Annotated in this window: 23 protein-coding genes and 2 tRNA genes; 8 read left to right on the top strand and 17 right to left on the bottom strand. The window is 68.9% G+C overall.

All coding sequences use genetic code 11. From position 1 onward, the window contains the following. Positions 1-119: 119 nt before the first annotated feature. Entirely contained in the window at positions 120-1,829 is a 1,710-nt protein-coding gene (locus ABDW61_RS21250) for an alpha-amylase family glycosyl hydrolase (protein WP_343641557.1), read from the top strand. Between the two features lie 135 nt (positions 1,830-1,964). Further along, positions 1,965-3,833, top strand: coding sequence for a glycoside hydrolase family 13 protein (locus tag ABDW61_RS21245; RefSeq protein ID WP_343641555.1), 1,869 nt, complete (start codon positions 1,965-1,967; stop codon positions 3,831-3,833). Between the two features lie 81 nt (positions 3,834-3,914). Here ABDW61_RS21245 and ABDW61_RS21240 read toward each other — a convergent pair whose 3' ends face one another. Further along, a complete protein-coding gene (locus ABDW61_RS21240) occupies positions 3,915-4,400 on the bottom strand; it encodes a hypothetical protein (protein ID WP_343641553.1) in 486 nt (161 codons plus the stop codon). Positions 4,401-4,730: 330 nt separating this feature from the next. Between ABDW61_RS21240 and ABDW61_RS21235 the strand changes: the two genes are divergently transcribed. Together ABDW61_RS21235 and ABDW61_RS21230 are read left to right on the top strand one after the other, a co-directional pair. Then, positions 4,731-5,021, top strand: a complete 291-nt coding sequence (locus tag ABDW61_RS21235) for a hypothetical protein (RefSeq protein WP_343641551.1) — start codon at positions 4,731-4,733, stop codon at positions 5,019-5,021. Positions 5,022-5,067: 46 nt separating this feature from the next. Next, positions 5,068-5,691 (top strand): hypothetical protein, encoded by a 624-nt coding sequence (locus tag ABDW61_RS21230; protein ID WP_343641549.1) that lies wholly within the window; start codon positions 5,068-5,070, stop codon positions 5,689-5,691. 23 nt (positions 5,692-5,714) lie between these two features. On the opposite strand, the gene ABDW61_RS21225 is transcribed toward ABDW61_RS21230, so the two are convergent. The 9 genes from ABDW61_RS21225 to ABDW61_RS21185 all read right to left on the bottom strand — a co-directional run bounded on the left by ABDW61_RS21225 (position 5,715) and on the right by ABDW61_RS21185 (position 13,343). Next, on the bottom strand, positions 5,715-7,103 hold the full coding sequence (locus ABDW61_RS21225) for a hypothetical protein (protein WP_343641547.1): 1,389 nt from the start codon (positions 7,101-7,103) through the stop codon (positions 5,715-5,717). A gap of 49 nt (positions 7,104-7,152) precedes the next feature. Further along, complete coding sequence (locus ABDW61_RS21220) at positions 7,153-8,259, bottom strand: NAD(P)/FAD-dependent oxidoreductase (protein WP_343641545.1); 1,107 nt, start codon at positions 8,257-8,259, stop codon at positions 7,153-7,155. Positions 8,260-8,289: 30 nt separating this feature from the next. Further along, on the bottom strand, positions 8,290-9,138 hold the full coding sequence (locus ABDW61_RS21215) for a DUF4743 domain-containing protein (RefSeq protein ID WP_343641543.1): 849 nt from the start codon (positions 9,136-9,138) through the stop codon (positions 8,290-8,292). A gap of 87 nt (positions 9,139-9,225) precedes the next feature. Then, positions 9,226-9,300 (bottom strand) — tRNA-Val (locus ABDW61_RS21210). 47 nt (positions 9,301-9,347) lie between these two features. After that, positions 9,348-9,422 (bottom strand) — tRNA-Val (locus ABDW61_RS21205). Between the two features lie 133 nt (positions 9,423-9,555). After that, positions 9,556-10,296 (bottom strand): DNA polymerase III subunit epsilon, encoded by a 741-nt coding sequence (gene dnaQ / locus ABDW61_RS21200; protein ID WP_343641541.1) that lies wholly within the window; start codon positions 10,294-10,296, stop codon positions 9,556-9,558. 51 nt (positions 10,297-10,347) lie between these two features. Beyond that, the gene (lgt, locus tag ABDW61_RS21195; protein ID WP_343641539.1) at positions 10,348-11,169 is read right to left on the bottom strand and encodes a prolipoprotein diacylglyceryl transferase; all 822 of its coding nucleotides are present in this window, start codon (positions 11,167-11,169) and stop codon (positions 10,348-10,350) included. 75 nt (positions 11,170-11,244) lie between these two features. Continuing rightward, positions 11,245-12,342, bottom strand: coding sequence for a tetratricopeptide repeat protein (locus ABDW61_RS21190; protein ID WP_343641537.1), 1,098 nt, complete (start codon positions 12,340-12,342; stop codon positions 11,245-11,247). Positions 12,343-12,446: 104 nt separating this feature from the next. Beyond that, entirely contained in the window at positions 12,447-13,343 is an 897-nt protein-coding gene (locus ABDW61_RS21185; protein WP_343641535.1) for a LysR substrate-binding domain-containing protein, read from the bottom strand. 104 nt (positions 13,344-13,447) lie between these two features. Here ABDW61_RS21185 and ilvD point away from each other — a divergent pair, with 104 nt between their 5' ends. After that, positions 13,448-15,157: a dihydroxy-acid dehydratase gene (gene ilvD, locus ABDW61_RS21180; protein ID WP_343641533.1), complete on the top strand. Its 1,710-nt coding sequence runs from the start codon at positions 13,448-13,450 to the stop codon at positions 15,155-15,157. Between the two features lie 88 nt (positions 15,158-15,245). Here ilvD and ABDW61_RS21175 read toward each other — a convergent pair whose 3' ends face one another. Continuing rightward, on the bottom strand, positions 15,246-15,494 hold the full coding sequence (locus tag ABDW61_RS21175; RefSeq protein ID WP_343641532.1) for a TIGR04438 family Trp-rich protein: 249 nt from the start codon (positions 15,492-15,494) through the stop codon (positions 15,246-15,248). A gap of 151 nt (positions 15,495-15,645) precedes the next feature. On the opposite strand from ABDW61_RS21175, the gene ABDW61_RS21170 reads away from it, so the two are divergent. After that, positions 15,646-15,957 carry a c-type cytochrome gene (locus tag ABDW61_RS21170; protein WP_343641530.1) on the top strand — a complete coding sequence of 104 codons (312 nt, stop codon included), beginning with the start codon at positions 15,646-15,648 and terminating at the stop codon, positions 15,955-15,957. Positions 15,958-16,077: 120 nt separating this feature from the next. On the opposite strand, the gene ABDW61_RS21165 is transcribed toward ABDW61_RS21170, so the two are convergent. Both ABDW61_RS21165 and acs read right to left on the bottom strand, forming a co-directional pair. Next, positions 16,078-16,605 carry a DNA-binding protein gene (locus ABDW61_RS21165; RefSeq protein ID WP_343641528.1) on the bottom strand — a complete coding sequence of 176 codons (528 nt, stop codon included), beginning with the start codon at positions 16,603-16,605 and terminating at the stop codon, positions 16,078-16,080. Between the two features lie 290 nt (positions 16,606-16,895). Further along, positions 16,896-18,866 (bottom strand): acetate--CoA ligase, encoded by a 1,971-nt coding sequence (acs, locus tag ABDW61_RS21160; protein ID WP_343641526.1) that lies wholly within the window; start codon positions 18,864-18,866, stop codon positions 16,896-16,898. A gap of 218 nt (positions 18,867-19,084) precedes the next feature. Between acs and ABDW61_RS21155 the strand changes: the two genes are divergently transcribed. Beyond that, a complete protein-coding gene (locus ABDW61_RS21155) occupies positions 19,085-19,684 on the top strand; it encodes a TIGR00645 family protein (RefSeq protein ID WP_343641525.1) in 600 nt (199 codons plus the stop codon). A gap of 35 nt (positions 19,685-19,719) precedes the next feature. Here ABDW61_RS21155 and nhaA read toward each other — a convergent pair whose 3' ends face one another. Next, positions 19,720-20,883, bottom strand: coding sequence for a Na+/H+ antiporter NhaA (gene nhaA, locus ABDW61_RS21150; protein ID WP_343641524.1), 1,164 nt, complete (start codon positions 20,881-20,883; stop codon positions 19,720-19,722). 282 nt (positions 20,884-21,165) lie between these two features. Here nhaA and ABDW61_RS21145 point away from each other — a divergent pair, with 282 nt between their 5' ends. Then, entirely contained in the window at positions 21,166-22,707 is a 1,542-nt protein-coding gene (locus ABDW61_RS21145; RefSeq protein WP_343641572.1) for a fumarate hydratase, read from the top strand. A gap of 63 nt (positions 22,708-22,770) precedes the next feature. On the opposite strand, the gene fliD is transcribed toward ABDW61_RS21145, so the two are convergent. From fliD to ABDW61_RS21130, 3 genes are all read right to left on the bottom strand, one after another. Next, a complete protein-coding gene (gene fliD / locus ABDW61_RS21140) occupies positions 22,771-24,189 on the bottom strand; it encodes a flagellar filament capping protein FliD (RefSeq protein ID WP_343641523.1) in 1,419 nt (472 codons plus the stop codon). 96 nt (positions 24,190-24,285) lie between these two features. Beyond that, positions 24,286-25,587 (bottom strand): mechanosensitive ion channel domain-containing protein, encoded by a 1,302-nt coding sequence (locus tag ABDW61_RS21135; protein WP_343641521.1) that lies wholly within the window; start codon positions 25,585-25,587, stop codon positions 24,286-24,288. A 98-nt stretch (positions 25,588-25,685) separates the two neighbouring features. Further along, a complete protein-coding gene (locus tag ABDW61_RS21130; RefSeq protein ID WP_343641520.1) occupies positions 25,686-26,639 on the bottom strand; it encodes a histone deacetylase family protein in 954 nt (317 codons plus the stop codon). Positions 26,640-26,677 lie beyond the last annotated feature (38 nt).

Here is a 26,677-nt window from a genome sequence, read left to right as displayed (position 1 = left end):
ACCAGGGAGATCAGGGCTTCCATTCATGGCACGTTCCTTCTATGCTGTCGCGCCAAGCCGTTCCTGGAAGACGGATTAATCTGTACTTTTGCTACAGCAAAGAACTTGGAGACCGAGACATGCCTCGCCGATTCCTCGCCGTCGTCCCGCTGCTCGCCGCGCTGACCGGCGTTGCCGGGCCGAGCGTCAGCCTGGCCGTGCCCACCGGGCCGTCCACTCCGGCGGCGGCGCCCGTGGACCTGTCGCCGGTGGCCGAGGTTCACGATCGCAGCGCCCTGCCCGAGGGCTGGCAGCACGGCGCGTTCATCGAGATCTTCGTGCGCGGCTTCCAGGACAGCGATGGCGACGGCATCGGCGATCTGCGCGGCGTGATCCAGCGGCTGGACTACCTCAAGGATCTGGGCGTCAAAGGCATCTGGCTGATGCCGATCACCGCCAGCGCCGATCGGGACCACGGCTATGCCACCACCGATTACCGCGCGGTCGAGCCGCAGTACGGCACGCTGGCCGACTTCGACGCGCTGATCCGCGAAGCCCACGCGCGCGGCATCGGCGTCGTCATGGACTACGTGATCAATCACAGCGCGCGCGAGCATCCGCTGTTCCGTGCCGCGGCAGCCGATCCGGCGAGCCCGTGGCGCGACTGGTTCGTGTGGTCGTCGCAGCCGCTGTCCGCCTTGCGTGACTGGGACATCTGGGGCCAGACGCCCTGGTACCTGCCCGGCGAGGAAGCGCCCGAGGCTTCCGAGGGCGCGAGCGCGCCGCCCAAGCCCGACGCGCCGGCGGGCACGCCGCGCTACTTCGCGGTGTTCGGGCCCGAGATGCCCGACTTCAACATGCGCAACCCGGCCGTGGTGAAGTACCACGCGGACAACCTGCGCTTCTGGCTCAACCGCGGGCTGGACGGGTACCGGCTGGACGCCGTGCCGCACTTGATCGAGAACAACGCCCGCGACTGGAACGACCAGCCCGAGAGCCGCGCGCTGACCGGCTGGTTCACGCGCCAGATCAAGCGCTACCCGCGGCGCTTCGTCGTCTGCGAGGCGACCGCGGAGCCCAAGATCTACACGCGCGATGCGCTGTGCGGCAGCGCCTTCGCATTCGGGCTCGAGCGCGCGGTGATCGACGCGGCCAAGGGCGGCGAGCACGCGCCCGAGGCGGTGGCCAAGGTCGCGCGCTTCTTCACCGAGGCGCCGGTGTCGATGGCGACGATGCTCAGCAACCACGACATCTTCGCGGGCCTGCGGCCCTGGGACCAGTTCGGCGGGGACGAGGCGCGCTACCGGCTCGCCGCCGCGACCTACCTGCTGCTGCCGGGCACGCCCTTCCTCTACTACGGCGAGGAGATCGGCCAGGCCGGCGTGGCCGGACTGCCGGGCGACTCGCCGCTGCGCGCGCCGATGAGCTGGACCGCCGACGCACGCGGTTTCACCAGCGGCACGCCCTTCCGCCCGGTCTCGCCCAACATCGCGACGCACAACGCGCAGGCGCAGGCGGCCGATCCGGGCTCGCTGCTGAACTTCTACAAGGCGATGCTGGCGCTGCGCAACGGCCAGCCCGCCATCGCGCGCGGCAGCTACGAGGCGCCCTTCGCGCAGGGTCGCGTGCTGGGCTTCCAGCGCGCGTACAAGGGTCAGCGGGTGCTGGTCGTCATCAACTACGGCCAGGACGCCGCCGAGGTGCCATTGACGGCCCTGCCGCCGAAGGCGCGATGGGCCGCCCTCCACCCCGCGCCGTCACAGGCGTCCACGCCGCTCGCCGCCGATGCCCAGGGCCGGCTCACGCTGCACGCCGCGCCGCGGTCGGTGCAGGTCTTCCGTCTTCGCTGAAGGGAGCGCAGGATGCCCGCCATGTCCCCCCTGCCCACCGCACGGCCCATCGCACGGCCCATCGCCCTGCCCACTGCCCGCCTCGCGCGGCGCCTTCCCGCGATCCTCGCTTCCCTCGCCCTCAGCCTGTTTGCCATGACGCACACTCCCGCCGCCGCCGCTGCCACGGCCGCCACGGCCGCTTCCGTCTCCTCCGCCGCCGTGACGCTCGACCGGGTCGAGCCGCCGGACTGGTGGGTCGGCATGAAGTCCCCCGAGCTGCAGCTGATGCTGCATGGCGCCGGCATCGGCGCGCTGCAGGCCGAGATCGCGCCGATGGCCGGCGTGACGCTGAGCGGCACGCGGCGTGGCGACAGCCCCAACTATCTGTTCATCGACCTGCGCATCGCTCCCTCGGCGCGGCCCGGGACGCTGACGCTGCGGCTCAAGCGCGAGGGCCAGGTCGTCGTCGAGCACGCCTATCCGCTGCGCGCCCGCGCGCCGGGCTCCGCGCAGCGCGCCAGCTTCGGACCGAAGGACGCGATCTACCTGGTCGTGCCCGACCGCTTCGCCAACGGCGATCCGCGCAACGACACGGTCCCCGGCATGGCCGAGGGCCTGCGCCGCGATGATCCGGGCGGGCGCCATGGCGGTGACCTCGCGGGCCTGACGGCCCACCTCGACTACATCGCGGCGATGGGCTTCACGATGCTGTGGCCCACGCCGCTGTCGGTGAACGACAGCCCGCAATGGAGCTATCACGGCTATGGCGCGACCGACTTCTACCGCGTCGATCCGCGCTTCGGCACCAACGCCGACTACGTGCGCCTGGGCGCCGAGGCCAGGCGCCATGGCCTGGGGCTGATCCAGGACATCGTGCTGAACCACATCGGCTCGCACCACTGGTGGATGGCGGACCTGCCGACGGCGGACTGGGTCAACGCCTGGCCCCAGTACACCGAGACGCATCACGCGCGCATGTCGCTGCAGGATCCGTATGCGGCGCCCAGCGATCGCAAGCGCTTCAGCGACGGCTGGTTCAGCCCCGGCATGCCCGACCTCAACCAGCGTCAGCCACTGGTGGCGACCTACCTGACGCAGATGAGCCTGTGGTGGATCGAGACGGCGGATCTCGCCGGCGTGCGCACCGACACCTACAGCTACTCGGACAAGGACTTCCTGGCCGCCTGGTCCAGGCGGCTGAAGGACGAGTACCCGCGCCTGAACATCGTCGGCGAGGAGTGGAGCCCGCATCCGGCGGTGGTGTCGTACTGGCAGGCCGGCAAGCGCAACCACGATGGCTACGTGTCGTCGCTGCCCAGCCTGATGGACTTCCCGCTGCAGGAGGCGCTGCTGGCGGGGCTCAATCAGCCGGACTCGCACGATGGCGGCTTCACGCGGCTGTATGAGGCGCTGGCGCATGACTTCGTCTATCCGGACCCTGCCAACCTGGTGCTGTTCGAGGGCAACCACGACACGCCGCGCACCTACAGCGTGCTGCACGAGGACCTGGACCTGACGCGCATGGCCTGGGCCTACCTGGCGGTCGTGCGGCGCATTCCGCAGTTCTTCTACGGCTCGGAGATCCTGATGACCAGCCCGCGCCATCGCGACGACGGCGCGGTGCGGGCGGACTTTCCGGGCGGCTGGGTCGGCGACAAGGTCAACGCGTTCACCGGCGCGGGATTGACGGAGCGCCAGGCCGGCGCGCAGGCGTGGCTGAAGCGGCTGCTGAACTGGCGCAAGTCCGAGCGGCTGGTGCACGAGGGCGCGCTGATGCAGTACGCGCCGCTGGCGGAGACCTACGTGCTGTTCCGCTACGACGCGGCGCAGGGACTGGGCGGGAAGCGGCTGATGCTGGCGCTGAACAAGGCGCGCGAGGCGCGCGAGCTGGATCTGGCGCGTTTCCCGGAGATGCTGCGCGGCGGTGAGACGGCGCTCGACGTCATGAGCGGGGAACGCCGGACGCTGGGGCGCTCGCTGACGCTGCCGGCGCGGTCGGTGACGCTGCTCTCGATCGAGTGAGCCCACGGCATTCCCGGAGAAGGCGAAGCGTTCGTAGCCCCGGGCGTTCTCGCGCGGGGACCTGGGTCCTGCTGGCGTCGGTCAGCGGTCCTCGCTGCATAGCGCGCCGAGCAGCAGCCCGCCAGCCAGCGCGAGGTAGACGACCCCCAGGCGCGGCGGCGTGAGCCGCTCCTCGAAGCCCGGCGTGAGGCGCTTGGGCACGAGCAGGTAATCGGTGACGATCGCGGCACCCGTGAGGGTGATCGCGTCGGTGGCGGCGTTGAGCGGCGTCGGACGGCGATGCCAGCCGCGCATCAGGCCGTAGAGGCCACCCCAGAACAGCGCGGACGCGACGTGCGTCGTGACGCCCACCGCCGTGTGGCGCAGGTTCAGTTCCTCCGACTCGAGCGCTTCCTGGCCCCAGAGCCAGTGGCTGGGCGCGTTCAGGCCCGCGACGGCGCGATGACCGCCGGCGCGGCTGCCCCACGCGACGGCGAGCGCCGACAGCAGGCCGGACGCGAGTCCGGCGATCAGCGATTCGCGCACCAGGTCCGCGGGACGGAGGCTGCGCAGCGGAAAACGGGTCATGACGGAACTCCTTGGCTGGATCAGGGAGCCGCCGGCGGAATGCCGACGGCCAACCCGCTTACGCGGGCAAGGTCGGCTCCCAGGTTCGTTCGCGCGGCATTTGCATTTCCCTCACAGGTGGTTTCCCCAACCAGATGGCAAATATTGACCAAGGTGCCCCCCAATGACGTGGTGTTCATATGTCATCCACCATGAATGCAGGCCAGCGGGAAAACTCCCTCGGGGAGATAACCCTGATCCGCTCATTCGAAGGCGTCGATCAAACTGCATACGCGATCGCCATCCAGGCCCGAAGCCGGCTGCGCTTCCAACCGTTTCATGGAGAATGCAATGACACTGCAAGTTTTGACCGACGCCGAAATCGAGAGGGTTTCCGGCGGAGATGCGTCACGGACTCATGCGCGAGGCCAGAACGCTTGGGGAGAACATGTCCCCTGGGGATACTTTCATTATTCGACCGCGGCGGCCGATGCGGTTTATCGCCAATGGGCCGCCGACCTCGACACGCAATGCAGGACACTGGTGGTGCCTTGGATCACCTGCCAGCAGGCGGCCCTGGCCCACATGATTTCCAGAGGATTCAGCAATGGCCGCGATCTGATTTTCGAGAATAGCCAGTAATCGATGAAAGGCGGCGGGCCGGCCTGTCCGGTCCGCCTTTGTAGAAATGAAGCCATTCATCCTCATCCTGGCAGTTTCGCTGCCGGGAGCAACCCAGAGCGCGACGCTTCGGCATGATGTTTCCACTCATTCCCTCTGGGTGCAAGGCGGCGCGCTGAATAATTCAGATATCCGGCGCATCGAAACCCTGCTCGACGTGCATCGGGAAATAAGGACCGTTCATTTTCTGGAGATTCAAGGCGGCAATTCACTGCTCGCCCGAATGGTGCTCGACCCAGGTCTGCGGTCACGCGCGGTGGAAGTCCATGGCAGGTGCTCGGGCGCCTGCGCGATCGCCGCGCTCATGAGCGCCGCGCCTGTCCTGCACCCGGACGCCACCGTGACGTTTCGCGAGCAGTGGGGGTTCTATCGCCACCTCGCGACAAAGGCCCATCGGGAGGAACTGATGGCGTTCCTGGCGCTCAAGCTGCCGACCGTGCCGCAGCCGCTGCTGGACGGCGCCGTGAACCGGGTCTGGCCGCATGAGCGGGCGCTCGTCCTGCGCCCGGCGGGCGATGGCTCGGGATCGATCGAAGTGACCCATTGCGAGCCCGCGCCGACGCGTTGCGTGCGCGTGACGAGGCTCAGGCCGGGGGACTCGGTGATGAAGGTCACGCCGCGCGAGCCGTGACGGCCGAAGGCGCGCGCGCAAGCTCAGGGCCGATCGCGCTCCGGCACCCGCGTCTCCAGCGCCTTGGGCTGATAGTCCGGCTCGAAGCGGCAGGTCGAGCCAAGCGTCGCCCTCGCCTTCTCGCAGCCCGCCGCGATCGACGCCGGCGTCGGCCTCTTCCCCTGCGTGACCCACGCGCTCAGCCCCTCCATCAGCGCCGCGTACGTCGGATCGCTCAGGTAGCTGTGGTCCTTGTCGCCCGTATAGGTCTGGACCAGCGCGTCGCCCCGCCCCGCCGCCGCCATCGTGCGGCCGAAGCGCTCCTGCAGCTCCACCATCGCCGTCGGATCGTGGATCGCATGCACCGTCAGCACCGGCACCAGGATCCTTCCGCTGAGGTCCGCATCCGCCGACAGCATCGCCACCGCCTTCGGATCCGCGCGGTAGCGCGCGACGCCCGCGTTGAGCGCGGCATCGTCGTCCGAGCCCGCGTACACCGCGCCGGCATTGCCGAACGGGCTCGCGCCGCCCGTACGCTGCGTCACGATGTCCTGGAAATGCCAGGTCGCCCAGTTCAGATGCGACTGGATGCTGCGCTCCGGAATGTGGATGACGTCGACGATCGTCTTCACTTTCGCCGCCTGCGCCGGCGTGCGCTCCGCCGCCGGCTTGTCCAGGCCCAGGCACTCGTCGACGCGCCTGGCCAGCTCGTGCTGCTTCAGCGTCGAATCGGCGGGAAGGCCGATGTTCAGCGGGTACTGCGGCTCGCTCGCGAGCGGATGGTTGTGGCACAGGGACTGGTAGACGACCCGCAGGTCGAGCCGGAAGTCGTAGCTGCGCGTGCCGCCACCCAGCACCCCCGACGTCAGCAGCACGCCGTCATAGGGCTTGGCGTCGGCGAACAGCTCCGCCCCCTTCGCCGCGACGCTCGCACCCCACGACTGGCCGTGCAGGTACACATGCCTGGGCTTGGCGACCTTGGCGATGAACAGGCGCCGCAGGCGCTCGGTGTCCTCGGCCGCCGCCGTCACCGCGACGCCGCCCTGCCGGTAGCTGGAGGCCGCCCACGCGTAACCCAGCCTCGGCATGATCGACCAGCGCGTCAGGTCCTCCGCGACCCGCTTCGCCGTCGGAGCGCCCAGGAAGGGCCCGCCATGCGCGTGCACGACGAGATCGCCATGCCACGCCTTGGGCATCGCGATCAGGTAGAACGCGCCGGCGCTGTCCTGACCCGACAGGCAGGTCGTGCCCTCGCCAACGCCGGCCGGACAGGCCGTCGGCACGGGAGCCGGCTCGGCGGCCATGTCGAAGCGCTCACCGCCGCGCGTCTTCGCGTGGGCAAAGCCTGGCACCCATGCCAGGACGAGCGCGCCGCCCGCGAGCGCCACGGCACCACGAAGGCGCTCGGGGGAAATCTTGCGGAGGAGGGGCATGAGGGCATTCATGGTGGTGCTCCCGCGTTGCTGCCGCTTGAAGGCGGCGTCAGGAAGTGTGGCGCTCGATGACCTCTTCCGCGATCGCGAGCGCGCTCGTCAGCCCGGGCGACTCGATGCCCATCAGGTTGACCAGGCCGGGCACGCCATGCTGCGCGGGGCCATCGATGCGGAAGTCGGGGGCCGGCTCGTGCGGCGCGTGGATCTTCGGCCGCACGCCGCTGTAAGCGGGATGCAGCGCGCCGTCAGGCAAGGCCGGCCAGTAGCGGCGCACGTCATCGTAGAAGACCGCGGCGCGCGCGGGATCGACGGTGTAGTCGATGTCCTCGGGGCGCTCGACGTCCAGCCATTGCGCATCGGGGCCGAAACGCGCCTGACCGCCCAGGTCCAGCGTCAGGTGCACGCCCAGCCACGCGTCCTGCGGCAGCGGATAGACCAGCCGTGAGAACGGCGCCTGGCCTTGCAGCGTGAAGTAGCAGCCCTTGCTGAAGCGCGCGGGCGGCACGGCGGGCAGGCCCTCGATCGCGGCGGCGACGAGCGGCGCATGCAGCCCCGCGGCGTTGACGACGAGGCGGGCACCCAGCGCCAGTTCGGCGGTCTCGACGATGTGCCTCTGGCCACCATCGCGCCGCACCGCGCTCACCGCCGCGCCGAACGCGACCGCGCCGCCATGCCGCTCGAGGTCGCCCTGCAACGACAGCATCAGTCCATGGCTGTCGACGATGCCCGTCGACGGCGACAGCAGCGCGGCCTCGCAGCGCAGCTGGGGCTCGAGCGCGAGGGCCTCGTCGCGCGTGAGCCATTGCAGGTCGTGAACACCGTTCACGGCCGCCTTCGCCTGCAACGCGCGCAGGCCCGGCACTTGCTCGGGCGAGGTCGCCACGACCAGCTTGCCGCAGCGCCGGTGCGCGACCTGGTGCGACTCGCAATGCGCATAGAGCAGCGCCTTGCCGCGCACGCACAGGCGCGCTTTCAGCGAGCCCGCCGGGTAGTAGAGCCCGGCGTGGATGACCTCGCTGTTGCGCGAACTCACCCCGGTGCCGATCGCGTGCGCGCGCTCAAGCACCAGCGTCTCCAGGCCGCGCATGGCCAGCGCCCGGCCCACCGCGAGGCCGACGACCCCGGCCCCGATCACCACCGCATCGACTTGGTCCATGGCCGCCGATTGTGCCGAGCCGGCCGGCGATCAGCCGCGCAGGTCGGCGAGCGCGTGCGGATGCTGGAGGCCGAACGCGCTGACGGCCGCCGCGTCGAGGCTGAACTCGCCCGCGGCCAGGCGCTGGGCGAGCGATTCGAGATCGAGCGTCAGGAATTCGCTCACCTCGCCATCGCCGTTGCGCGGCGTGAAGCCTGCGGGCAACTGGAGGCTGAAGACATGCAGGACCTCGTCGTGCAGGCCCTCGGGCTCCATCCGCGTGCTGCGCAGGGCGCCGCGCGGCTGCACCGAGGCGCTGATCGCCATCGGCACGCCGGCCTCCTCGAGCAGCTCGCGGCGTGCGCAGCCGATGAGGTCCTCATCGGCGGGCAGGCCGCCCGCGGCGAGGTTGTCGAGCCGTCCAGGATCGGTCGCCTTGGACATCGCCCGCCGGCCGCAGACCAGCCGCGCGCCGGGCAGGAAACCGTTGATGTGCACCGCCCGGCTCATCAGGCCAAAGAAGCGGAACGCGGCGCGCTCGAGCCGGAAGAGCACCTCGCCGCGCCGCGTGCAGGGATCGTCGACAGGATGCTCGCAGGCGAAGCGCTCGCCACGCCAGCCGGGGATCGCGCCGCGCGCCTTCAACTCGAGCGCGACGGCGCCGATGCGCTCGGAACGGGCGTCGGCATCGAGGCCCCGCGCGTCCCACCACAACGCGCCGTCGCGGCGCTCGAGTTCGGGCCATGCCTGCGCGAGCAAGACCTGGCGCATCGGATGGATGCGGCCGATCTCGAGTCCGTCCAATCGCAGCGGAATCAATCCATCCGGCAAGGGCTGCTGCGCGAGTTGCAGGCAGCGCGGCATCACCGCGGCGAGCGACGGAGGCAGAAAGGTTGGCATCGGGCAATTCTCGCTGCCCGCACAAAGCCACGACCCGCCGCGTCAGCCAAGAAAAAACCCCGCCAGCTTGCGCTGACGGGGTTGTTCTGGTGGGCGGTGCAGGGTTCGAACCTGCGACCCCTGCCGTGTGAAGGCAGTGCTCTACCGCTGAGCTAACCGCCCGGTGTTCGGACCGGGTTGCCGGATTTCGCGAGACATCGACAAGGACTTGGTGGGCGGTGCAGGGTTCGAACCTGCGACCCCTGCCGTGTGAAGGCAGTGCTCTACCGCTGAGCTAACCGCCCGGTCTTGTCACCCTCAGCTGCCACTTCCGCGGCGACTTTCGCCACCGCTTTTGCTGCCACCGGGGTGTCCGGGAAAGTCGAAGATTATGCCATGAGTTTTTGACGCCACTCAAGAACTCTTTGCGATTTGAGCTCAGGCCGCTGGCACGGCCTCCGCCGCCGGCGCGTCGACCTGCCAGATCCGCTTGCCGCCGCTGGCCTTGTCCAGCTCCGCCAGCACCTTGTCGTGCAAGGCCAGTTCTTCCGCCGTGGCCGCGATCACCGGCAGCGCGAACGCGCTGAAATCGATCGCCGCGATCTCCATCGCCCCGCCCTGCCCCGGTGTCGACGCCGCGCTGTCGTCGATGACCAGGGAGTCCTGGCCGCGCGTCAGCCGGATGTAGACCTCCGCCAGCAGCTCCGCGTCCTTCACCGCGCCGTGCAGGCCGCGATTGCTGTTGTCGACCTCCAGCCGGCGGCACAGCGCGTCCAGCGAGTTCGCCTTGCCCGGGAACATGTCCCGCGCCATCAGCAGCGTGTCGCGCACGCTGGCCACGCATTCATGCAGCGGCGCCCGCCCGCAGCGCTTGAGCTCCGCGTTGATGAAGCCCACGTCGAACGCCGCGTTGTGGATCACCAGCTCCGCACCGCGCATGAACGCCAGCAGCTCGTCCACGACCTCCGCGAATTTGGGCTTGTCCGCCAGGAACTCGCTGCTCAGCCCGTGAACGCGGAAGGCCTCCTCGGGCATGTCCCGCTCGGGGTTCAGATAGAAGTGCAGATGACGGCCCGTCAGCTGACGGTTGACCATTTCCACGCAGCCGATGTCGACGACGCGGTCGCCCGATTCGGGATTCAGGCCGGTGGTTTCGGTATCGAAGAAGATCTGACGCATGTCTGGAAGTCTCGTGTGCGGATCAACGGCGGCAATGACTCCGCGCGGCGCTCAGTGAGCCTGGGCCGCGCCCAGGCGCGCCTGCCGGCGGTAGGCCCAGAGCATCATCAGCGCGCCGCCGACGATCATCGGCGTGCTCAGCCACTGGCCCTGGCTCCAGCCGAAGGCGCGCAGGCCCAGGAAGGCATCGGGCTCGCGGAAGTACTCGGCGGTGAAGCGCGCGATGCCATAGCCCAGCAGGAACAGCCCCGACACCGCCGCCATCGGCCGCGGCTTGCGCGCGAACAGCCACAGCACGATGAACAGCAGCAGGCCCTCGCCCAGGAACTGGTAGATCTGCGACGGATGACGCGGCAGGCCATCGCCGGCCTGCGGAAAGATCATGGCCCAGGGCAGGCTGGCGTCGGCCTGCCGGCCCCACAGCTCGCCATTGATGAAGTTGCCCAGCCGCCCCGCCGCCAGACCCGTGGGCACGCAGGGCGCGACGATGTCGCCGACCTCCAGGAAGTGGAAGCCGCGCCGCCACGCGAAGAAGGCCAGCGCGATCAGCACGCCCAGCAGCCCGCCGTGGAAGGCCATGCCGCCCTGCCACACGGCAAAGATCTCCAGCGGGTGGCTCAGGTAGTAGGACGGCTTGTAGAAGAGCACGTAGCCCAGCCGCCCGCCCAGCACCACGCCCAGCACACCGTAGAACAGCAGGTCGTCGATGTCGCGCCGCGTCCAGCCGCGCGCCGCGTTCCAGGGCTTGCTCACCATCCGGTTGCCCAGCCACAGGAACAGCCCGAACGCCGTCAGATACATCAGCCCATACCAGTGGATCGGCCAACGCCAGATCGTGAAGGCCACGGGGTCGAACTGGGGGTGCACCAACATGGGAAAACTTGAGCGGGGCGGGAAGGGGCGAATCATAAGGGCGCGCGCCGGGCGGCCCGGCGGCGCGGCGGCGCGTCAGCCGGCCCCGGCGCCCAGCGCGGCGAGCTGCTTGCGGCAGTCCTCGACGTCGCCACTGCTGCCGCGGCGGTTGTCGATGCAGCGCTGCAGCGCGTCGCGCGCCTGCGCCTTGTCGCCCTTGGCGGCCAGCGCGCTCGCCAGTCTGCGATCCAGGCCCAGTTGCTCCGCGCCCTGCAGGCCGCGGGCGCGCTCGAACGCAGCCACCGCCTTGTCGTACTGGCCCAGCGCGTCGTACGCGCGGCCCAGGTTGTAGGCGCCCATCGCCTGCGTGGGCTGGTTCTTCAGCAATTCCTCGAACCACGGCACCGCCTTCTCCTTGCGGTCGCTGTACATCAGGTTGCGGCCGTAATCGCTCCAGAGCACGCGCAGCTCCAGAAGCAGCTCCGGACGCCGCGTGTTCACCGCGCGCAGCTCCTTCTCCATCGCCGGCCAGTCCTTCTTCGACGCGGCCACGCGGGCCCGCATCAGATGCAGCTGCGCCTGGTCCTTCACGTCCTGTTCCAGCGCGCGCGCCTTGGATTCGCCGCCACCGATGAAGCCCGGCAGCGCCAGGTAGTACTGCTGCAGCGCGCTGCGCGGCTCGGGCGCGTCGGGCAGCAGCGCCATCGCGCGCTGGGCCAGCTCGCTGACCCGGCCCAGCGAGCCCAGCGCCTTGAACTTGCTGCCGCCGCGCGCCTGCATCACCAGCGCCAGCGCCAGCGCGTAGTGGCAGGCGCCTTCGTCAGGCGTGCGCTGCACGCACTGCTCCAGCCGCTGGACGTTCTGCTTCAGCACCGACGAGTCCGCCAGATCCAGCTGCGCCAGCGCCAGCGCGGCCACCGCCTGCGCATCGCCGGGATCAGCCTTGACGCGTTGGCCAGCCAGCTTCTCGAGGTCATCGGCGCGGCCCGCGTCCAGCAGCGACTGCAGTTCCTGATCCTTGAACACGGCCGCCTGGGCCGAGGAGGCGAAGGCGAGGCTCATGAGCATCGAGAAGCCGGTCACGACGCAGATCGCGCCGATCAGCCGGCGCAGGCGGCCCTGCCGGCCATCGCGGCCCGAGCCCTGGGAATCGCTGGAATGGCGAGAATGGCGGGGAGCGCGGGGAGTTTTCACAGGCGTACTTCCTTTCAACGGCGCATGGTCGCAGAACTCCGCGAGGCGCGCACGCGCCCCCGGGGACGCGCCGTCGAACCCACGTCCGGCTCGCGCGGCAATTGCTACCGCGGCAATTGCTCCCGGACATGCTTGACGAACCGGTGCACCACCGGCGACGCCTCCGGCCGCCAGATCAGGCTGGTGTCGCAGGCGGGCACCTGCTCGTGCGGCCAGGGCTGATAGCGCACGCCCGGCCGCTGCAGCGCGCACACCGACCGCGGCACCCACGCCACCCCCATGCCCGCCGACACCAGGTTGACGATGGTCTGCATCTGGATGGCCTCCTGCGCGATCTGAGGCGTGGCGCCATGCGCGCGATAGAAGCCCAGCAGCGCATCGAAGAGCGAAGGCGCGATCTCGCGCGGAAACACCACCAGCGGCTGCCGCAGCACGTCCTCCAGCGCCGGCGCGCGTCCGCGGCGCGTCAGCCCCCAGTCCTGCGCATGCGCGAGCACCAGCGGCTCGGTCGAGACGATCAGCCGCTCGAAGCCCGCCGGCTCCGCGCCCGGCGCGTGGATCACGAAGCCGGCGTCGAGCTCGCCGGACTCGAAGCCGCGCAGCTGCACGTCCAGCGTCGCCTCGCGCAGCGCGAGCTGCACGCCCGGCAGCGCCTCGCGGAACAGCCGCAGCCAGCGCGGCATGTCGCCGTAGCCGACCGTCGAGACAAGGCCCAGGCTCAGCCGCCCGGCTTCGCCGCTGGCCGCCGCCCGCACGCGCGCCGGCACCTGTTCGGCCAGCTCCAGCAGCCGCGCGCCCGCCTCCACGAGCGCCTGACCAGCCGCCGTCAGCGTCACGGTGCGCCGGCCGCGCTCGAGCAACGCCGTGCCGAGCTGCGCCTCCAGCTTCTGCACCGCCAGGCTCAGCGGCGGCTGCGTCATGTGCAGCCGCTCCGCGGCCCGGCCGAAGTGCAGTTCCTCGGCCAGCACCAGGAACTGGCGCAGCGGACGCAACTCGATCATCGATACATCCTGTGAATCAAAACGCGTTCAACTATATATTGGACCCGCTTGATGACGCAGCGCATACTGGCCGGCTCCAAGCATTTCCCGCCAGGATCCGCGCCATGACCGACGCCAAGAACGCCCCCCACGACGACGCGCCCAACCGCCGCTCCAGGCACATCACCGAGGGCGTCGCCCGCGCGCCCAACCGCTCGATGTACTACGGCATGGGCTACCAGGAGAGCGACTTCGGCAAGCCGATGATCGGCGTGGCCAACGGCCACTCGACGATCACGCCCTGCAACTCCGGCCTGCAGAAGCTGGCCGACGCCGCCGTCATCGGCCTGAAGGCCGCCGGCGCGAACGCGCAGCTCTTCGGCACGCCGACGATCTCCGACGGCATGGCCATGGGCACCGAGGGCATGAAGTACTCGCTGGTGTCGCGCGAGGTCATCGCCGACTGCGTCGAGACCTGCGTCGGCGGCCAGTGGCTGGACGGCGTGATGGTGATCGGCGGCTGCGACAAGAACATGCCCGGCGGCATGATGGGCATGCTGCGCGCCAACGTGCCGGCGATCTACATCTACGGCGGCACCATCAAGCCCGGCCACTACAAGGGCCAGGACCTGAACATCGTCAGCGTCTTCGAGGCCGTGGGCCAGTTCAGCGCCGGCAAGATGAGCGAAGAGGACTTCTGCCAGATCGAGAAGCGCGCCATCCCGGGCAGCGGCTCCTGCGGCGGCATGTACACGGCCAACACGATGAGCTCGGCCTTCGAGGCGCTGGGCATGTCGCTGCCCTATTCGTCCAGCATGTCCAACGTCGAGGACGAGGTGGTCGAGAACACCAAGCGCGCCGCCGACTATCTGGTCCAGGCCGTCAAGGCCGACCTGAAGCCGCGCGACATCGTGACCAAGAAGGCGATCGAGAACGCCGTCGCGGTGATCATGGCCACCGGCGGCTCGACCAACGCGGTGCTGCACTTCCTGGCGATCGCGCATGCGGCCGAGGTCGAGTGGACCATCGAGGACTTCGAGCGCATGCGCAAGAAGATCCCGGTGCTGTGCGACCTCAAGCCCAGCGGCCGCTTCCTGGCCGTGGACCTGCACAAGGCCGGCGGCATCCCCGCCGTGATGAAGCAGCTGCTCAAGGCCGGCCTGCTGCACGGCGACTGCATCACCATCACCGGCAAGACCGTCGCCGAGAACCTGGCCGACGTGCCGGACCTGTCGCCGCAGCAGGAGGTGATCCGCGCCGTGTCGGACCCGATCTACGCCGAAGGCCACCTCGCGATCCTCAAGGGCAACCTGTCGCCCGAGGGCTGCGTCGCCAAGATCACCGGCCTCAAGAACCCGGTGATCACCGGCCCCGCGCGCGTCTTCGACGATGAACAGTCGGCGCTCGCCGCGATCATGGCCGGCCAGATCAAGGCCGGCGACGTGATGGTGCTGCGCTACCTCGGCCCCAAGGGCGGGCCCGGCATGCCGGAGATGCTCGCGCCCACCGGCGCGCTGATCGGCCAGGGCCTGGGCGAGAGCGTCGGCCTGATCACCGACGGCCGCTTCTCCGGCGGCACCTGGGGCATGGTGGTCGGCCACGTCGCGCCGGAAGCCTACGAGGGCGGCACGATCGCGCTGGTCAAGGAGGGCGACGCCATCACCATCGACGCCCATCAGCTGCTGCTGCAGTTGCATGTCGACGATGCCGAGCTCGCGCGCCGCAAGGCCGCCTGGACGCAGCCCGCCCCGCGCTACACGCGCGGCGTGCTGGCCAAGTTCGCGAAGAACGCGTCCAGCGCCAGCTCGGGCGCGGTGCTCGACAAGTTCGAGTAAGGCCATCGGCCCGAGCGCGCCCGGCGCCCGCCGATGCAACGAACGCGGGGCCTCAAGGGCCCCGCGCTGCCTGGAGGGATGCGGCGGCTCAGCGCCGCTTGCGCTGCTTGTCGCCCTGGCCCAGCGCGTCCATCGAGCGCTGGCGCCGCTCCTCCTTGCGGGCGTCCATCTTGTCCATCTCCTTGCGCTTGGTGTAGCCGGACTTGTCGGCGAATTCCCACCACAGCACCGCCAGCACGAAGGGCGACAGCACCCACCACCAGCTCAGGCCACCGACCGGGCCGAACTCGATCAGCTTGAGCAAGATCAACAAGACACCGATCACCACGAACCACATCGTCGCTCTCCTCTCGCCGCGCCCTGGCCGCGCGGTCCCCAACACTACAATCGCCCGAGCCCGGACACCCCCGGCCGGCGCGTCCGCCTCGCAAGGCGGAATGGGTTGGTCGAGGGTGCCGATTCTTCCCGGCAGGACCTGAAAGGATGCCATGAAAAACGCCTTGTTCGTCTCTGCGGCGCTCGCCGCCGCCCTGGCCGCGCCCAGCGCCTTCGCCAACCAGGAACTCGCCCAGAAGAAGAACTGCATGGCCTGCCACGCCATCGACAAGAAGCTGGTCGGCCCCGCCTACAAGGATGTCGCCGCGAAGTACGCCAAGGACAAGGACGCCGTCAAGAAGCTGGCCGAAAAGATCCAGAAGGGCGGCTCCGGCGTCTGGGGCCCGGTCCCGATGCCCGCCAACACGCAGGTCAGCCCGGCCGAGGCCGAGCAGCTTGCCAAGTGGGTGCTGTCCACGAAGTGACCGTCGGCGCTTCCCGCGCCCCTCGCGATCAAGGCCCTTCGGGGCCTTTGCTCATTCCAGGCTGCCTGTCGCGGCCTGCAAGGGCGTCCCGTCCCAGGTCGCCCCTGCCCCGTTCCCCGCTCAGGCCACGAGCCTGACCAGCTCCTCACGGCGGCCATCGTCCAGATGGCGGCTCTCGCGCGCCAGGTTGATGGCCTTGGCCACGGTCGACAGCTCCAGCACCGCCTCGTCGATCTTGTAGCCGCCGCGCCCCTGCATCCAGCGCAGCACGTCCCACAGATGCCAGACCGAGGACGAGTTGCCCTCATGGATCGGCGACGGGAAGCTCATCGGATGCGTCAGCATCAGCTTGCGCATGTTCTGGCGCGACACGCCCACCAGCGACGCGACATCGGTCAGACCGACCATGTCCGGCCCCGCCTCGATCAGGCGCGCGCCCGGCAGCGCCTTGCGGACATCGCGCAGCGCGCCCAGCAACGCCTGCTCGGCCCGTTCGGCGATCCGGGTGAAGCTGAGCATCAGCCGGCCTCTCAATCCCACGGCGATCCGCGCATCCCTGCAGCCGATCGATGCCAGGCGCTGCATCAGCGGCTCCTCCTCGCAGTCCTGCGGCGGCATCTGGTACTTGAGCGTGAACACGTATTCCACAAGTGACTCCTTTTATGAATCCCGCTCCGCCCTCGACGGAACGGAGCGCATTCTTCGCTTCAGCCGGGCGCGGCTCCACAACCCTGGGAAGTAAGCGAGGCGCGGTTTCCTCCATGAGGAGGTCAGCGGCTCCCGGATTTCGACCAGGGGAAGGCGGTTGTCAGCTTGCGCATACGCAAGAAAAAGCCCCGCCGAAGCGAGGCTGAGGGAATCTCCAGAGGAGAAAGGGCCGTCGAACCGGCGACAACCGGGATGCCACGCGCATGCCGCGCGGGCCCGGCCGCCGGCGCTCAATAGGCCTGTCCGAGCTGCTCGAGGATGGCGGGGTTCTCCAGCGTCGAGGTGTCCTGCGTGACGCTCTCGCCCTTGGCCACCGAGCGCAGCAGCCGGCGCATGATCTTGCCGCTGCGGGTCTTGGGCAGGTTGTCGCCGAAGCGGATGTCCTTGGGCTTGGCGATCGGGCCGATCTCCTTGGCCACCCAGTCGCGCAGCTGCTTGGCGATGGCCTTGGCCTCGTCGCCGCTCGGGCGCGGGCGCTTGAGCACGACGAAGGCGCAGATCGCCTCGCCGGTCGTGTCGTCGGGACGCCCGACCACCGCGGCCTCGGCCACCAGTTCGGTGCAGCTGACCAGCGCGGACTCGATCTCCATCGTGCCCATGCGGTGGCCCGAGACGTTCAGCACGTCGTCGATGCGGCCGGTGATGGTGAAGTAGCCGGTGTCCGCGTCGCGGATGGCGCCGTCGCCGGCCAGGTAGTAGCCCTTGAGTTCGGCCGGGTAGTAGCTCTTCTTGAAGCGCTCCGGATCGCCGTGGATCGTGCGGATCATCGACGGCCACGGCTTCTTGACGACCAGGATGCCGCCCTGCCCGTTCGGCACGTCGTTGCCGGTCTCGTCGACGATCGCGGCGGTGATGCCCGGGAACGGCAGCGTGCAGGAGCCCGGCACCAGCGGCGTCGCGCCCGGCAGCGGCGTGATCATGTGGCCGCCGGTCTCGGTCTGCCAGAAGGTGTCGACGATCGGGCAGCGGCCGCCGCCCACGTGCTGGTGATACCACTCCCAGGCCGCCGGGTTGATGGGCTCGCCCACCGAGCCCAGGATGCGCAGCGAGCTCAGGTCGTAGTTCTTCGGATGGACCGTCTCGTTGGTTTCGGCGGCCTTGATCAGCGAGCGGATCGCCGTCGGCGCCGTGTAGAAGATCGTGACCCGGTGCTTCTGGATCATCTGCCAGAAGCGGCCGGCGTCCGGGAAGGTGGGGATGCCTTCGAAGACGATCTCGGTGCCGCCCAGCGCCAGCGGGCCGTAGGTGATGTAGGTGTGGCCGGTCACCCAGCCGATGTCGGCGGTGCACCAGAAGATGTCGGAATCCTTCAGGTCGAAGGTCCACTTGGTCGTCAGCGCCGCGTGCAGCAGGTAGCCGCCGGTGCTGTGCTGCACGCCCTTGGGCTTGCCGGTGGAGCCCGAGGTGTAGAGCAGGAACAGCGGATGCTCGGCCTCGACCCACTCGGGCTCGCAGCTCGCCGGCTGGCCGGCGACCGCGTCATGCAGCCATTCGTCGCGGCCGTCGACCCAGGCGATCGCGCCACCGGTGCGCTTGTAGACGAGCACCTGTCTGATGGTCGGGCAGCTGCCGCCGGCCAGCGCCTCGTCGACGATGGCCTTGAGCGGCAGCGACTTGCCGCCGCGCGCCTGCTCGTCGGCCGTCAGCACCATCACGGCGCCGGCGTCCTGCACGCGATCGCGCAGCGACTGCGCCGAGAAACCGCCGAACACCACCGAGTGCGTCGCGCCGATGCGCGCGCAGGCCTGCATCGCGACCACGCCCTCGACCGACATCGGCATGTAGATGACGACGCGGTCGCCCTTCTTCACGCCGCGCGCCTTCAGCGCGTTGGCCAGTTGCGCGGTCCTGGTCAGCAGCTCGGCGTAGGTGACGCGGGTGACGGCGCCATCGTCGGCCTCGAAGATGATCGCGACGCGATCGCCGCGGCCGGCCTCGACATGGCGGTCCAGGCAGTTGTAGGAGACGTTGAGCCGGCCGTCCTCGAACCACTTGAAGAACGGCGCGCCGGCGTCGTTCAGCACCTTCGTGAAGGGCTGCTTCCAGCTCAGCAGCTCGCGCGCCAGCCGCGCCCAGTAGCCCTCGTAATCGGTCTCGGCTTCCTGGCACAGCGCCTCGTAGGCGGCCATGCCGGACACATGCGCGCCCTGGACGGCGGATGCGGGGGGGTTGTAGATCTTGTCGCTGATCTTGTCGCTCATGGCCTTTGTCTCCGTACAGGCAGGAATCTTCGAACTCGAAATCAGATGCGGGCGAACTCTCCGCTTTCACACTGACGATGTGCTTACTCTTGTAGAAGAGTCGGCCATCGCGGCGCCGTTCGTGCGCGGATCGGAGCGCGGATCGAGAGGCGCATGCTCTCACTAAAATCCGCCGGTTTGGCGCCTCCCGCCAGTTTCGACCCGAAGGACCCTCCCCGATGACCGATCCGAAGCCCCGGCGGCTCAATCCCATGGCCACCATCATGTTCGGCAGCCGCTGGCTCCAGTTGCCGCTCTATCTGGGACTGATCGTGGCCCAGGGCGTCTACGTCTTCCAGTTCTGGACCGAGCTCGTGCACCTGGTCGAGGCCGCCTTCGGCAACCAGGAGGCGCTGCAGCTGCTGATCAAGAGCGTGGGCTACAAGGCCGACGCCGACGTCAACAAGCTCAACGAGACCATCATCATGCTGGCCGTGCTGGCGTTGATCGACGTGGTCATGATCTCCAACCTGCTGATCATGGTGATCGTCGGCGGCTACGAGACCTTCGTGTCGCGCCTGCACCTGGAGGGCCATCCGGACCAGCCCGAATGGCTGGACCACGTCAACGCCTCGGTGCTGAAGGTCAAGCTGGCGACGGCCATCATCGGCATCTCCTCCATCCACCTGCTCAAGACCTTCATCAACGTGCAGAACCTCGAGGAGAAGACGCTGATGTGGCAGACGGCCATCCACCTGGCCTTCCTGCTGTCGGCGCTCGCGATCGCGCTGACGGACCGGCTGCTGTCGCATCCGCCCCAAAAGTCTGAGCGGCACTGAGCGGCACGGGGCGCGGCGCCGAGCCGCCCCCGGCCTCAGCGCCGCTGGCGCAGCAGGATCAGCGTGCCCGCGATGCCCGACAGGATCGAGCCGCCCAGCACGCCGAGCTTGACGCGGGTTTCATAGTCCGCGCCGAGCCCCTCGAACGCCAGGCCGCCGATGAACAGGCTCATCGTGAAGCCGATGCCGCACAGCACGCAGACGCCGAAGAACTGCCCCCAGCTGGCGCCGCCCGGCTGCTGAGCCAGACCGGCGCGGATCATCAGCCACGAGCTGCCGAACACGCCGATCGCCTTGCCGAACAGCAGCCCGGCGGCGATACCCAGCGAGACCGGGTGCAGCAGGTCACTGGCGTTCAGGCCGATCAGCGACACGCCGGCATTGGCGAAGGCGAACATCGGCAGGATCAGGAAGGCGACCCACGGATGCAGGCCATGCTCGAGGTCCTCGGCCGGCGAGCCGCCCTTGCCGTCGCTGGACGGGATGAAGAGTGCGGTGGCGACGCCCGCGAGCGTCGCATGCACGCCCGACTTCAGCACGCAGGTCCACAGCACCAGCCCGACGACGATGTAGAGGTCGGCGCGGGTGACCCGGGCGCGGTTGAGCGCGAACAGCACCGCCAGGCACGCCGCCGCCGCGCCCAGCATGGGCAGCGACAGCTGGCTCGTGTAGAAGAGCGCGATGACGACGATGGCGCCGAGGTCGTCGATGATCGCCACCGCCGTCAGGAAGACCTTGAGCGAGGCCGGCACGCGGCTGCCCAGCAGCATGACGATGCCGATCGCGAACGCGATGTCGGTGGCGGCGGGGATGGCCCAGCCGTGCAGGCTGACCGGATCGCCGGCGTTGATGGCGGCGTAGATCAGCGCCGGCGCGGCCATGCCGCCCAGCGCCGCCACCATCGGCAGCACGGCCTGGGAGCGCTGCGCGAGCTCGCCGCTGACGAACTCGCGCTTGATCTCCAGGCCGACGAGGAAGAAGAACACCGCCATCCACAGGTCGTTGACCCAGACCAGCAGCGGCTTGGCGAGCACCAGCCATTCGCCGCCGATGCGGACCTCGCCCGGGATGCGGGCGAAGGCGGCGTAGACCTCGCGCCAGGGCGAGTTGGACAGGATCAGCGCGGCGACGGCGGCGATCGCGAGCACGATGCCGCCGGCCGATTCGCTGGCGAAGAAGCGTTTCAGTCCTGGGGTCAAGAAGAATCCTCCGGGTCGCGGTTCCGAAACCCCCGATCATCGCCGCTGCGGCGCGCGTCCATGACGACGCGCATGCGCGTTCGCCCCAGTGCGGCATGGCGCCGCCGCTGGCTAGCATCGCCGGGCTCCATGCGGGAGCTTTTCAGTACCGATCACGAGACAACAACGATGAGGCGCCGCTCGCACAGGCGTGCGTTGCCCGTTCGCCAAGGGCTGGCGGCGGCGTGGATTTCACCGGCTAACGGATAATGGCGGGTTACCGTGACCAGCCTGTCCACGACCATGACCACCACGATCCGCTACGCCGACCTTGTCGAAAGCGTCGCCGCCGCGCTGCAGTACATCAGCTACTACCACCCGGCCGACTACATCCAGCACCTGGCCCGCGCCTACGAGCGCGAACAGAGCCCGGCCGCCAAGGACGCCATCGCGCAGATCCTGACCAACTCGAAGATGTGCGCCGAAGGCCGCCGGCCGATCTGCCAGGACACCGGCATCGTCAACGTCTTCCTGAAGATCGGCATGGACGTGCGCTGGGCCGACTTCCCCGGCTCCATCCAGGACGCCGTCAACGAGGGCGTGCGCCGCGCCTACAACCACCCGGACAACAAGCTGCGCGCCTCGGTGCTCAGCGATCCGATCTTCGAGCGCAAGAACACCAAGGACAACACGCCGGCGGTGATCTTCATGGAGGTCGTGCCCGGCAACACCGTCGACGTCATCGTCGCGGCCAAGGGCGGCGGCTCGGAGAACAAGAGCAAGGTCTACATGCTCAACCCGAGCGAGAACATCGTGGACTGGGTGCTCAAGACCGTGCCGACGATGGGCGCGGGCTGGTGCCCGCCGGGGATGCTGGGCATCGGCGTCGGCGGCACGGCCGAGAAGGCCGCGCTGCTGGCCAAGGAAGCCCTGATGGACGACATCGACATGTACGAGCTGCTGGAGCGCGGCCCCCAGAACAAGCTGGAGGAACTGCGCATCGAGCTGTACGAGAAGGTCAACGCGCTGGGCATCGGCGCGCAAGGCCTGGGCGGCCTGACCACGGTGCTGGACGTCAAGATCAAGACTTATCCGACGCATGCGGCCTCCAAGCCGATCGCGATGATCCCGAACTGCGCCGCCACGCGTCATGCGCACTTCGTGCTGGACGGCTCGGGCCCGAGCTATCTGGAGCCGCCCAGCCTGGACCTGTGGCCCGACGTGCAGTGGGCGCCCGATTACAACAAGAGCAAGCGCGTCGATCTGAACACGCTGACCAAGGCCGAGGTCGCCAGCTGGAAGCCGGGCGACACGCTGCTGCTCAACGGCAAGATGCTGACCGGCCGCGACGCCGCGCACAAGCGCATCCAGGACATGCTGGCCAAGGGCGAATCGCTGCCGGTGGACTTCACCAACCGCGTCATCTACTACGTCGGTCCGGTCGATCCGGTGCGCGACGAGGTGGTCGGCCCGGCCGGTCCGACCACCGCCACGCGGATGGACAAGTTCACCGACATGATGCTGGAGAAGACCGGCCTGATCGCGATGATCGGCAAGGCCGAGCGCGGCCCGGTCGCGATCGAGTCGATCAAGAACCACAAGTCGGCCTATCTGATGGCGGTTGGCGGTTCGGCGTATCTGGTGTCCAAGGCGATCAAGGCGGCCAAGGTGGTCGGCTTCGAGGACCTGGGCATGGAGGCGATCTATGAGTTCGATGTCGTCGACATGCCGGTGACCGTGGCCGTCGACGCTGGCGGCACCAGCGCCCACATCACCGGCCCGGCCGAGTGGCAGCAGCGCATTGCCTCCGGCAAGGCGATCAGCATCCCGGTCGCGGCGGGCTGATCCCGTCCGCAGCAGAAAGGGCCACCGTGAGGTGGCCCTTTTCGTTGGTGCGCCGCACCACCCTCATCCATACATCCTCGACAGCTTGTCGACCATGCTCTGCTTCTGTCCGAGGTTGGACATCGAGGTGTCGAGCGCCGTGTACTGCCTGCGGATCCGCTTCTCATAGCTGGCCACCCGGTCCTCGAGCGCGTCAGCCCGCTTGCCGTTGGACTTCAGGTTCTCCTGCAGCCCCTTGGTGCGCGTGGTCAGCGCGCCGTCCATGCCCAGGATCTGGTCCGTCATCGTGCGCAGCTTCACCGCAATGCCGCTGTTCTCCGGATGATCCTTGTCGGTGCCCATGAACAGCTGCTTCAGATCGGCCCGCTGACCCAGCGCCTTGCTGAACTTGCTGTCGTTGATCGTGATGGCGCCATTCACGCCCATGGTCAATCCGATGTCGGGCAGATGCGCGAACGCGCCCGGCAGTGTCGTGCCTGAACTCACCGCACCACGCAGCCGGTTGGACAGGTTCACCGCGGTGCTGTCGCCCTGCAGCACGGCGGCGCTCTTGGACTCCGCGTCGTACTTGGTGTTGTCGCGCAGCAGACCGATGGCGGCGTTGTAGGCGGTGACGAAGTCGCTGACGACCTTCTTCAGCGCCTCCTTGTCCTGGCTGGCCGTCACCGAGGCCGCTCCAGCCTTCTGCAGCGTGAAGCTCACGCCGTCGATGGCCGAATCGATGGTGTTGGTCGCGGACGTGATCGCCAGGCCATTCACCGTCAGCTTGGCATTGGCCGCGCGCAGGTCCTCGACCATCCGCGAGGGCTTGCCCGCGCCGCCGAAGGACAGATCCGCCAGCGAGGCCTTGCCCTCTTCCGGCGGCGCCGGCGGCGACGTCGTCAGGCGGAAGCCGTTCTCGGCGCCGGTTTCGCGCGAGCGCAGCACCAGCCGCGACCCGCTGACGTCCGTCACCAGCGAGGCGATGACCCCCGCCCCCGAGCCATTGATCTTGTCGCGCACGTCCTCGAGCGAGTCGCGCGGCGGATCGATGGTGATGGTCTTGGGCGCGCTGCCGGCCTTGGCGGTGAAGCTCGAGTGATCGGTGTTCCACTCGCCGAGCTCGAAGGTCAGCGAGCCGCCGCCGAGCTTGTCGCCCTTCTTGAACATCGGGCTGGACAGGCTCTGCGCCGCGGCCAGCCGCTCGACGTTCATCGCATAGCTGCCCTCGGCCGCGCCCGATCCGCCGGTCACCGCGACGATGGTCGGATCGGAGGACGTGGCCGTCACGCCTTGCCAGGTCTCGGGCTTGGTGAGCTTGGCCGCCGCATCGCGCAGCGCGCTGAGTGAGGCCTGGATCTTTCCGAAGACCGAGATCTTGGTCTTGATCTTGTCGCTGGCCGCGTTGAGGTTGTCGATGGGCGTGCGCTCCACCGCCACCAGCTTCTGGACGATGGCCTCGACATTGAGGTTGCTGCCCAGTCCGGTCGAACTGATTCCCATGGAATCCTCCCTGGTCGATGCGCCTTATCGAGGCGCTGTCATGCCAGGAAGGTTAAGCAAGTTTGCTGAAACGTGAAGCGATCAGATGCGCAGTTTTTACGCCTCTGTTTGACCGCTCGGTGCCGCAACGGCTGCGGGAACCGCTGGAACTCCGGGCGCGGCGGGCGCCTCGACCGTCCGCACCACGCGCTGCGGGAACGGGATGTCGATGTTCAGCCGGTTCAGCAGGCGCAGGATCGCCAGGTTCACCTCGGAGCGCACACCGCCCTGCCCGTTGTGCGGATCGGAGATCCAGAAGCCGATGGTCAACTCCAGGCCGTCGGCGGCGAAGTTGCTGAGCGTCACCGACGGCGCCGGCTCGGACAGCACGCGCGGCACGCGCTTGATGTCCTCGACCAGCTGCGGGAACAGCGCGTCGAGGTCGGTGCCATAGGCCACCTGCACCACCGTCGACACATAGACCTGCGGATCGGCCAGCGAGAGGTTCTCCACCCGCGTCGTGATCAGCGATTCGTTGGGCACGATGGCCTCGCGGCCGTTGAGCGCGCGGATCACCGTGTAGCGGGTCTTGATGTCGCTGATGCGGCCCTCGAAGTTGTCGACCTTCACCATGTCGCCGATGCGCAGCGAACGCTCGGCCAGGATCATGAAGCCGGACACATAGTTCGAGGTGATCTTCTGCAGCCCGAAGCCCAGGCCCACGCCGACCGCGCCGCCCAGCCAGGACAGCGCGCTCAGGTTCAGGCCCAGCATGTTGAGCGCCAGCAGCGCGCCCAGCGCCAGCAGCGCGGTGCGGGTGATGTTGACGACGATCTTGCGCATCGACAGGTCGACCGACTTGCCGCGCAGCATGCGGGACTCGATCGCCGACGACAGCCACAGCACCACGATCATCAGCAGGCCGACCTGCAGCGCGGCCTGCAGCACGTCCAGCACGGTCGGGATCTCGGAGGGCCTGGCACCCTTGGCCGCGATCCATGGCAGGCGGTAGCTGTCGAGCTCGTCCAGCACGACCGGCAGCAGGCCGATGATCCAGAGGATGGAACCGAGCCACGCGATCCACGAGACGCTGCGCTCCAGCAACCGCGTGCCCAGCGAGTTCGGAAAGGCCGCGCGCAGCACCCGCGCCACGAAGCGGATCAGCACCAGGGACATCAGCACCGGGATCACGACCTTGAACAGCGCGGGCGACAGGTCGATCAGCGGCATCAGCCGCCGCGCGCCCAGCGCCAGCAGCAGCGCCACCACCGGGAACAGCAGGCCGTCGAAGACGCGCCGGCCCAGCAGCACCGAGCGTTGCTGGTCCGCGCTCTGGACGCGCTTGCCGACGTTGTGGACGATGAGCCAGGACAGGCCGAGGCAGGCCAGCAGCAGGCCGAGTTCGATGAGCGCGTTCACGCTCGCGAGTGAGGTCCCCAGGGCGCGCAGTTCCGCGAGGCTGAGGGTGTGGCTGAGGGAGGCGGTCAGGGGGAAATCCTTGGAAATCGAAGAGAGGCTCAGATGCCGGCCAGCGTGCGCAGGTGCACGCCGACGCTGCGCGCGAGCGCGCCCAGGTCGTAGCCGCCCTCCAGGCAGGACACGATGCGGCCGCCGGCGTGGCGCCGGGCCACGTCCATGATGCGCAGGGTGATCCATTCATAGTCGGCCTCGACCAGGCCGAGTTGCGCGAGCTCATCGTCGCGATGCGCGTCGAAGCCGGCCGAGACGAAGATCATCTGCGGCTTGAAGCGCTCCAGCGCCGGCATCCAGAGCGCCTCGATCATCTCGCGCACTTCCGCGCCGCGGGTGTAGGGAGGCACCGGCACGTTGAGCATGTTCGCGCCCTTGGGCTCGCTGCCCGAGTACGGATACAGCGGATCCTGGAAGATGCTGACCATCAGCGCGCGGTCGTCGCCGGCCAGGATGTCCTCGGTGCCGTTGCCGTGATGGACGTCGAAGTCGATCACCGCGACGCGTTCCAGTCCGCGCGTGTCCAGCGCATGCCGCGCCGCGATCGCGACGTTGTTGAAGAAGCAGAAGCCCATGGCCTGGTCGCGGGTGGCGTGATGGCCGGGCGGGCGCACCGCGCAGAAGGCGTTCTCGGCCGCGCCGTCCAGCACCAGATCGGTGGCTCGCACCGCGGCGCCGGCCGCGCGCAGCGCCGCGGCCCAGGTGTGCGCGTTGGCGCAGGTGTCGGGGTCCAGCGCCTTCATCGGATGGGCCTCGCCCTGGCGCGCCCGCTCCTCCAGCGCTTCGAGCTCCGCCTTCAGCTCCGCCACGTAGCGGGCGGAGTGGGCGCGTTCGATGGCCTGGAGTTCGGCGCGCGGCGCGTCGTGGCGGTCGAGCGCCACATCGACGCCGTGCGCGATCAGCCAGTCCTCGATGGCGGCCAGGCGCTGCGGGCATTCCGGATGGCCGGCGCCCATGTCGTGTCGATGGCAGTCGGGGTGGCTGATGAAGGCGGTGGACATGGTCGGGGCATGCGCGTGGCGTCGGCGGACCGAACGGG

This window comes from Roseateles sp., assembly GCF_039595595.1.
GTDB lineage: Bacteria > Pseudomonadota > Gammaproteobacteria > Burkholderiales > Burkholderiaceae_C > Roseateles.
Note: the sequence above shows the minus strand (reverse complement) of the source record. Positions and strands in the feature narration are given on the sequence as shown.

Excerpts from the sequence above, each read along its gene's own strand:
- ABDW61_RS21250 (WP_343641557.1), top strand. The coding sequence starts at position 120 with ATGCCTCGCCGATTCCTCGCCGTCGTCCCGCTGCTCGCCGCGCTGACC.
- ABDW61_RS21245 (WP_343641555.1), top strand. The coding sequence starts at position 1,965 with ATGACGCACACTCCCGCCGCCGCCGCTGCCACGGCCGCCACGGCCGCT.
- ABDW61_RS21240 (WP_343641553.1), bottom strand. The coding sequence starts at position 4,400 with ATGACCCGTTTTCCGCTGCGCAGCCTCCGTCCCGCGGACCTGGTGCGC.
- ABDW61_RS21235 (WP_343641551.1), top strand. The coding sequence starts at position 4,731 with ATGACACTGCAAGTTTTGACCGACGCCGAAATCGAGAGGGTTTCCGGC.
- ABDW61_RS21230 (WP_343641549.1), top strand. The coding sequence starts at position 5,068 with ATGAAGCCATTCATCCTCATCCTGGCAGTTTCGCTGCCGGGAGCAACC.
- ABDW61_RS21225 (WP_343641547.1), bottom strand. The coding sequence starts at position 7,103 with ATGCCCCTCCTCCGCAAGATTTCCCCCGAGCGCCTTCGTGGTGCCGTG.
- ABDW61_RS21220 (WP_343641545.1), bottom strand. The coding sequence starts at position 8,259 with ATGGACCAAGTCGATGCGGTGGTGATCGGGGCCGGGGTCGTCGGCCTC.
- ABDW61_RS21215 (WP_343641543.1), bottom strand. The coding sequence starts at position 9,138 with ATGCCAACCTTTCTGCCTCCGTCGCTCGCCGCGGTGATGCCGCGCTGC.
- dnaQ (WP_343641541.1), bottom strand. The coding sequence starts at position 10,296 with ATGCGTCAGATCTTCTTCGATACCGAAACCACCGGCCTGAATCCCGAA.
- lgt (WP_343641539.1), bottom strand. The coding sequence starts at position 11,169 with ATGTTGGTGCACCCCCAGTTCGACCCCGTGGCCTTCACGATCTGGCGT.
- ABDW61_RS21185 (WP_343641535.1), bottom strand. The coding sequence starts at position 13,343 with ATGATCGAGTTGCGTCCGCTGCGCCAGTTCCTGGTGCTGGCCGAGGAA.
- ilvD (WP_343641533.1), top strand. The coding sequence starts at position 13,448 with ATGACCGACGCCAAGAACGCCCCCCACGACGACGCGCCCAACCGCCGC.
- ABDW61_RS21175 (WP_343641532.1), bottom strand. The coding sequence starts at position 15,494 with ATGTGGTTCGTGGTGATCGGTGTCTTGTTGATCTTGCTCAAGCTGATC.
- ABDW61_RS21170 (WP_343641530.1), top strand. The coding sequence starts at position 15,646 with ATGAAAAACGCCTTGTTCGTCTCTGCGGCGCTCGCCGCCGCCCTGGCC.
- acs (WP_343641526.1), bottom strand. The coding sequence starts at position 18,866 with ATGAGCGACAAGATCAGCGACAAGATCTACAACCCCCCCGCATCCGCC.
- ABDW61_RS21155 (WP_343641525.1), top strand. The coding sequence starts at position 19,085 with ATGACCGATCCGAAGCCCCGGCGGCTCAATCCCATGGCCACCATCATG.
- ABDW61_RS21145 (WP_343641572.1), top strand. The coding sequence starts at position 21,166 with ATGACCACCACGATCCGCTACGCCGACCTTGTCGAAAGCGTCGCCGCC.
- fliD (WP_343641523.1), bottom strand. The coding sequence starts at position 24,189 with ATGGGAATCAGTTCGACCGGACTGGGCAGCAACCTCAATGTCGAGGCC.
- ABDW61_RS21130 (WP_343641520.1), bottom strand. The coding sequence starts at position 26,639 with ATGTCCACCGCCTTCATCAGCCACCCCGACTGCCATCGACACGACATG.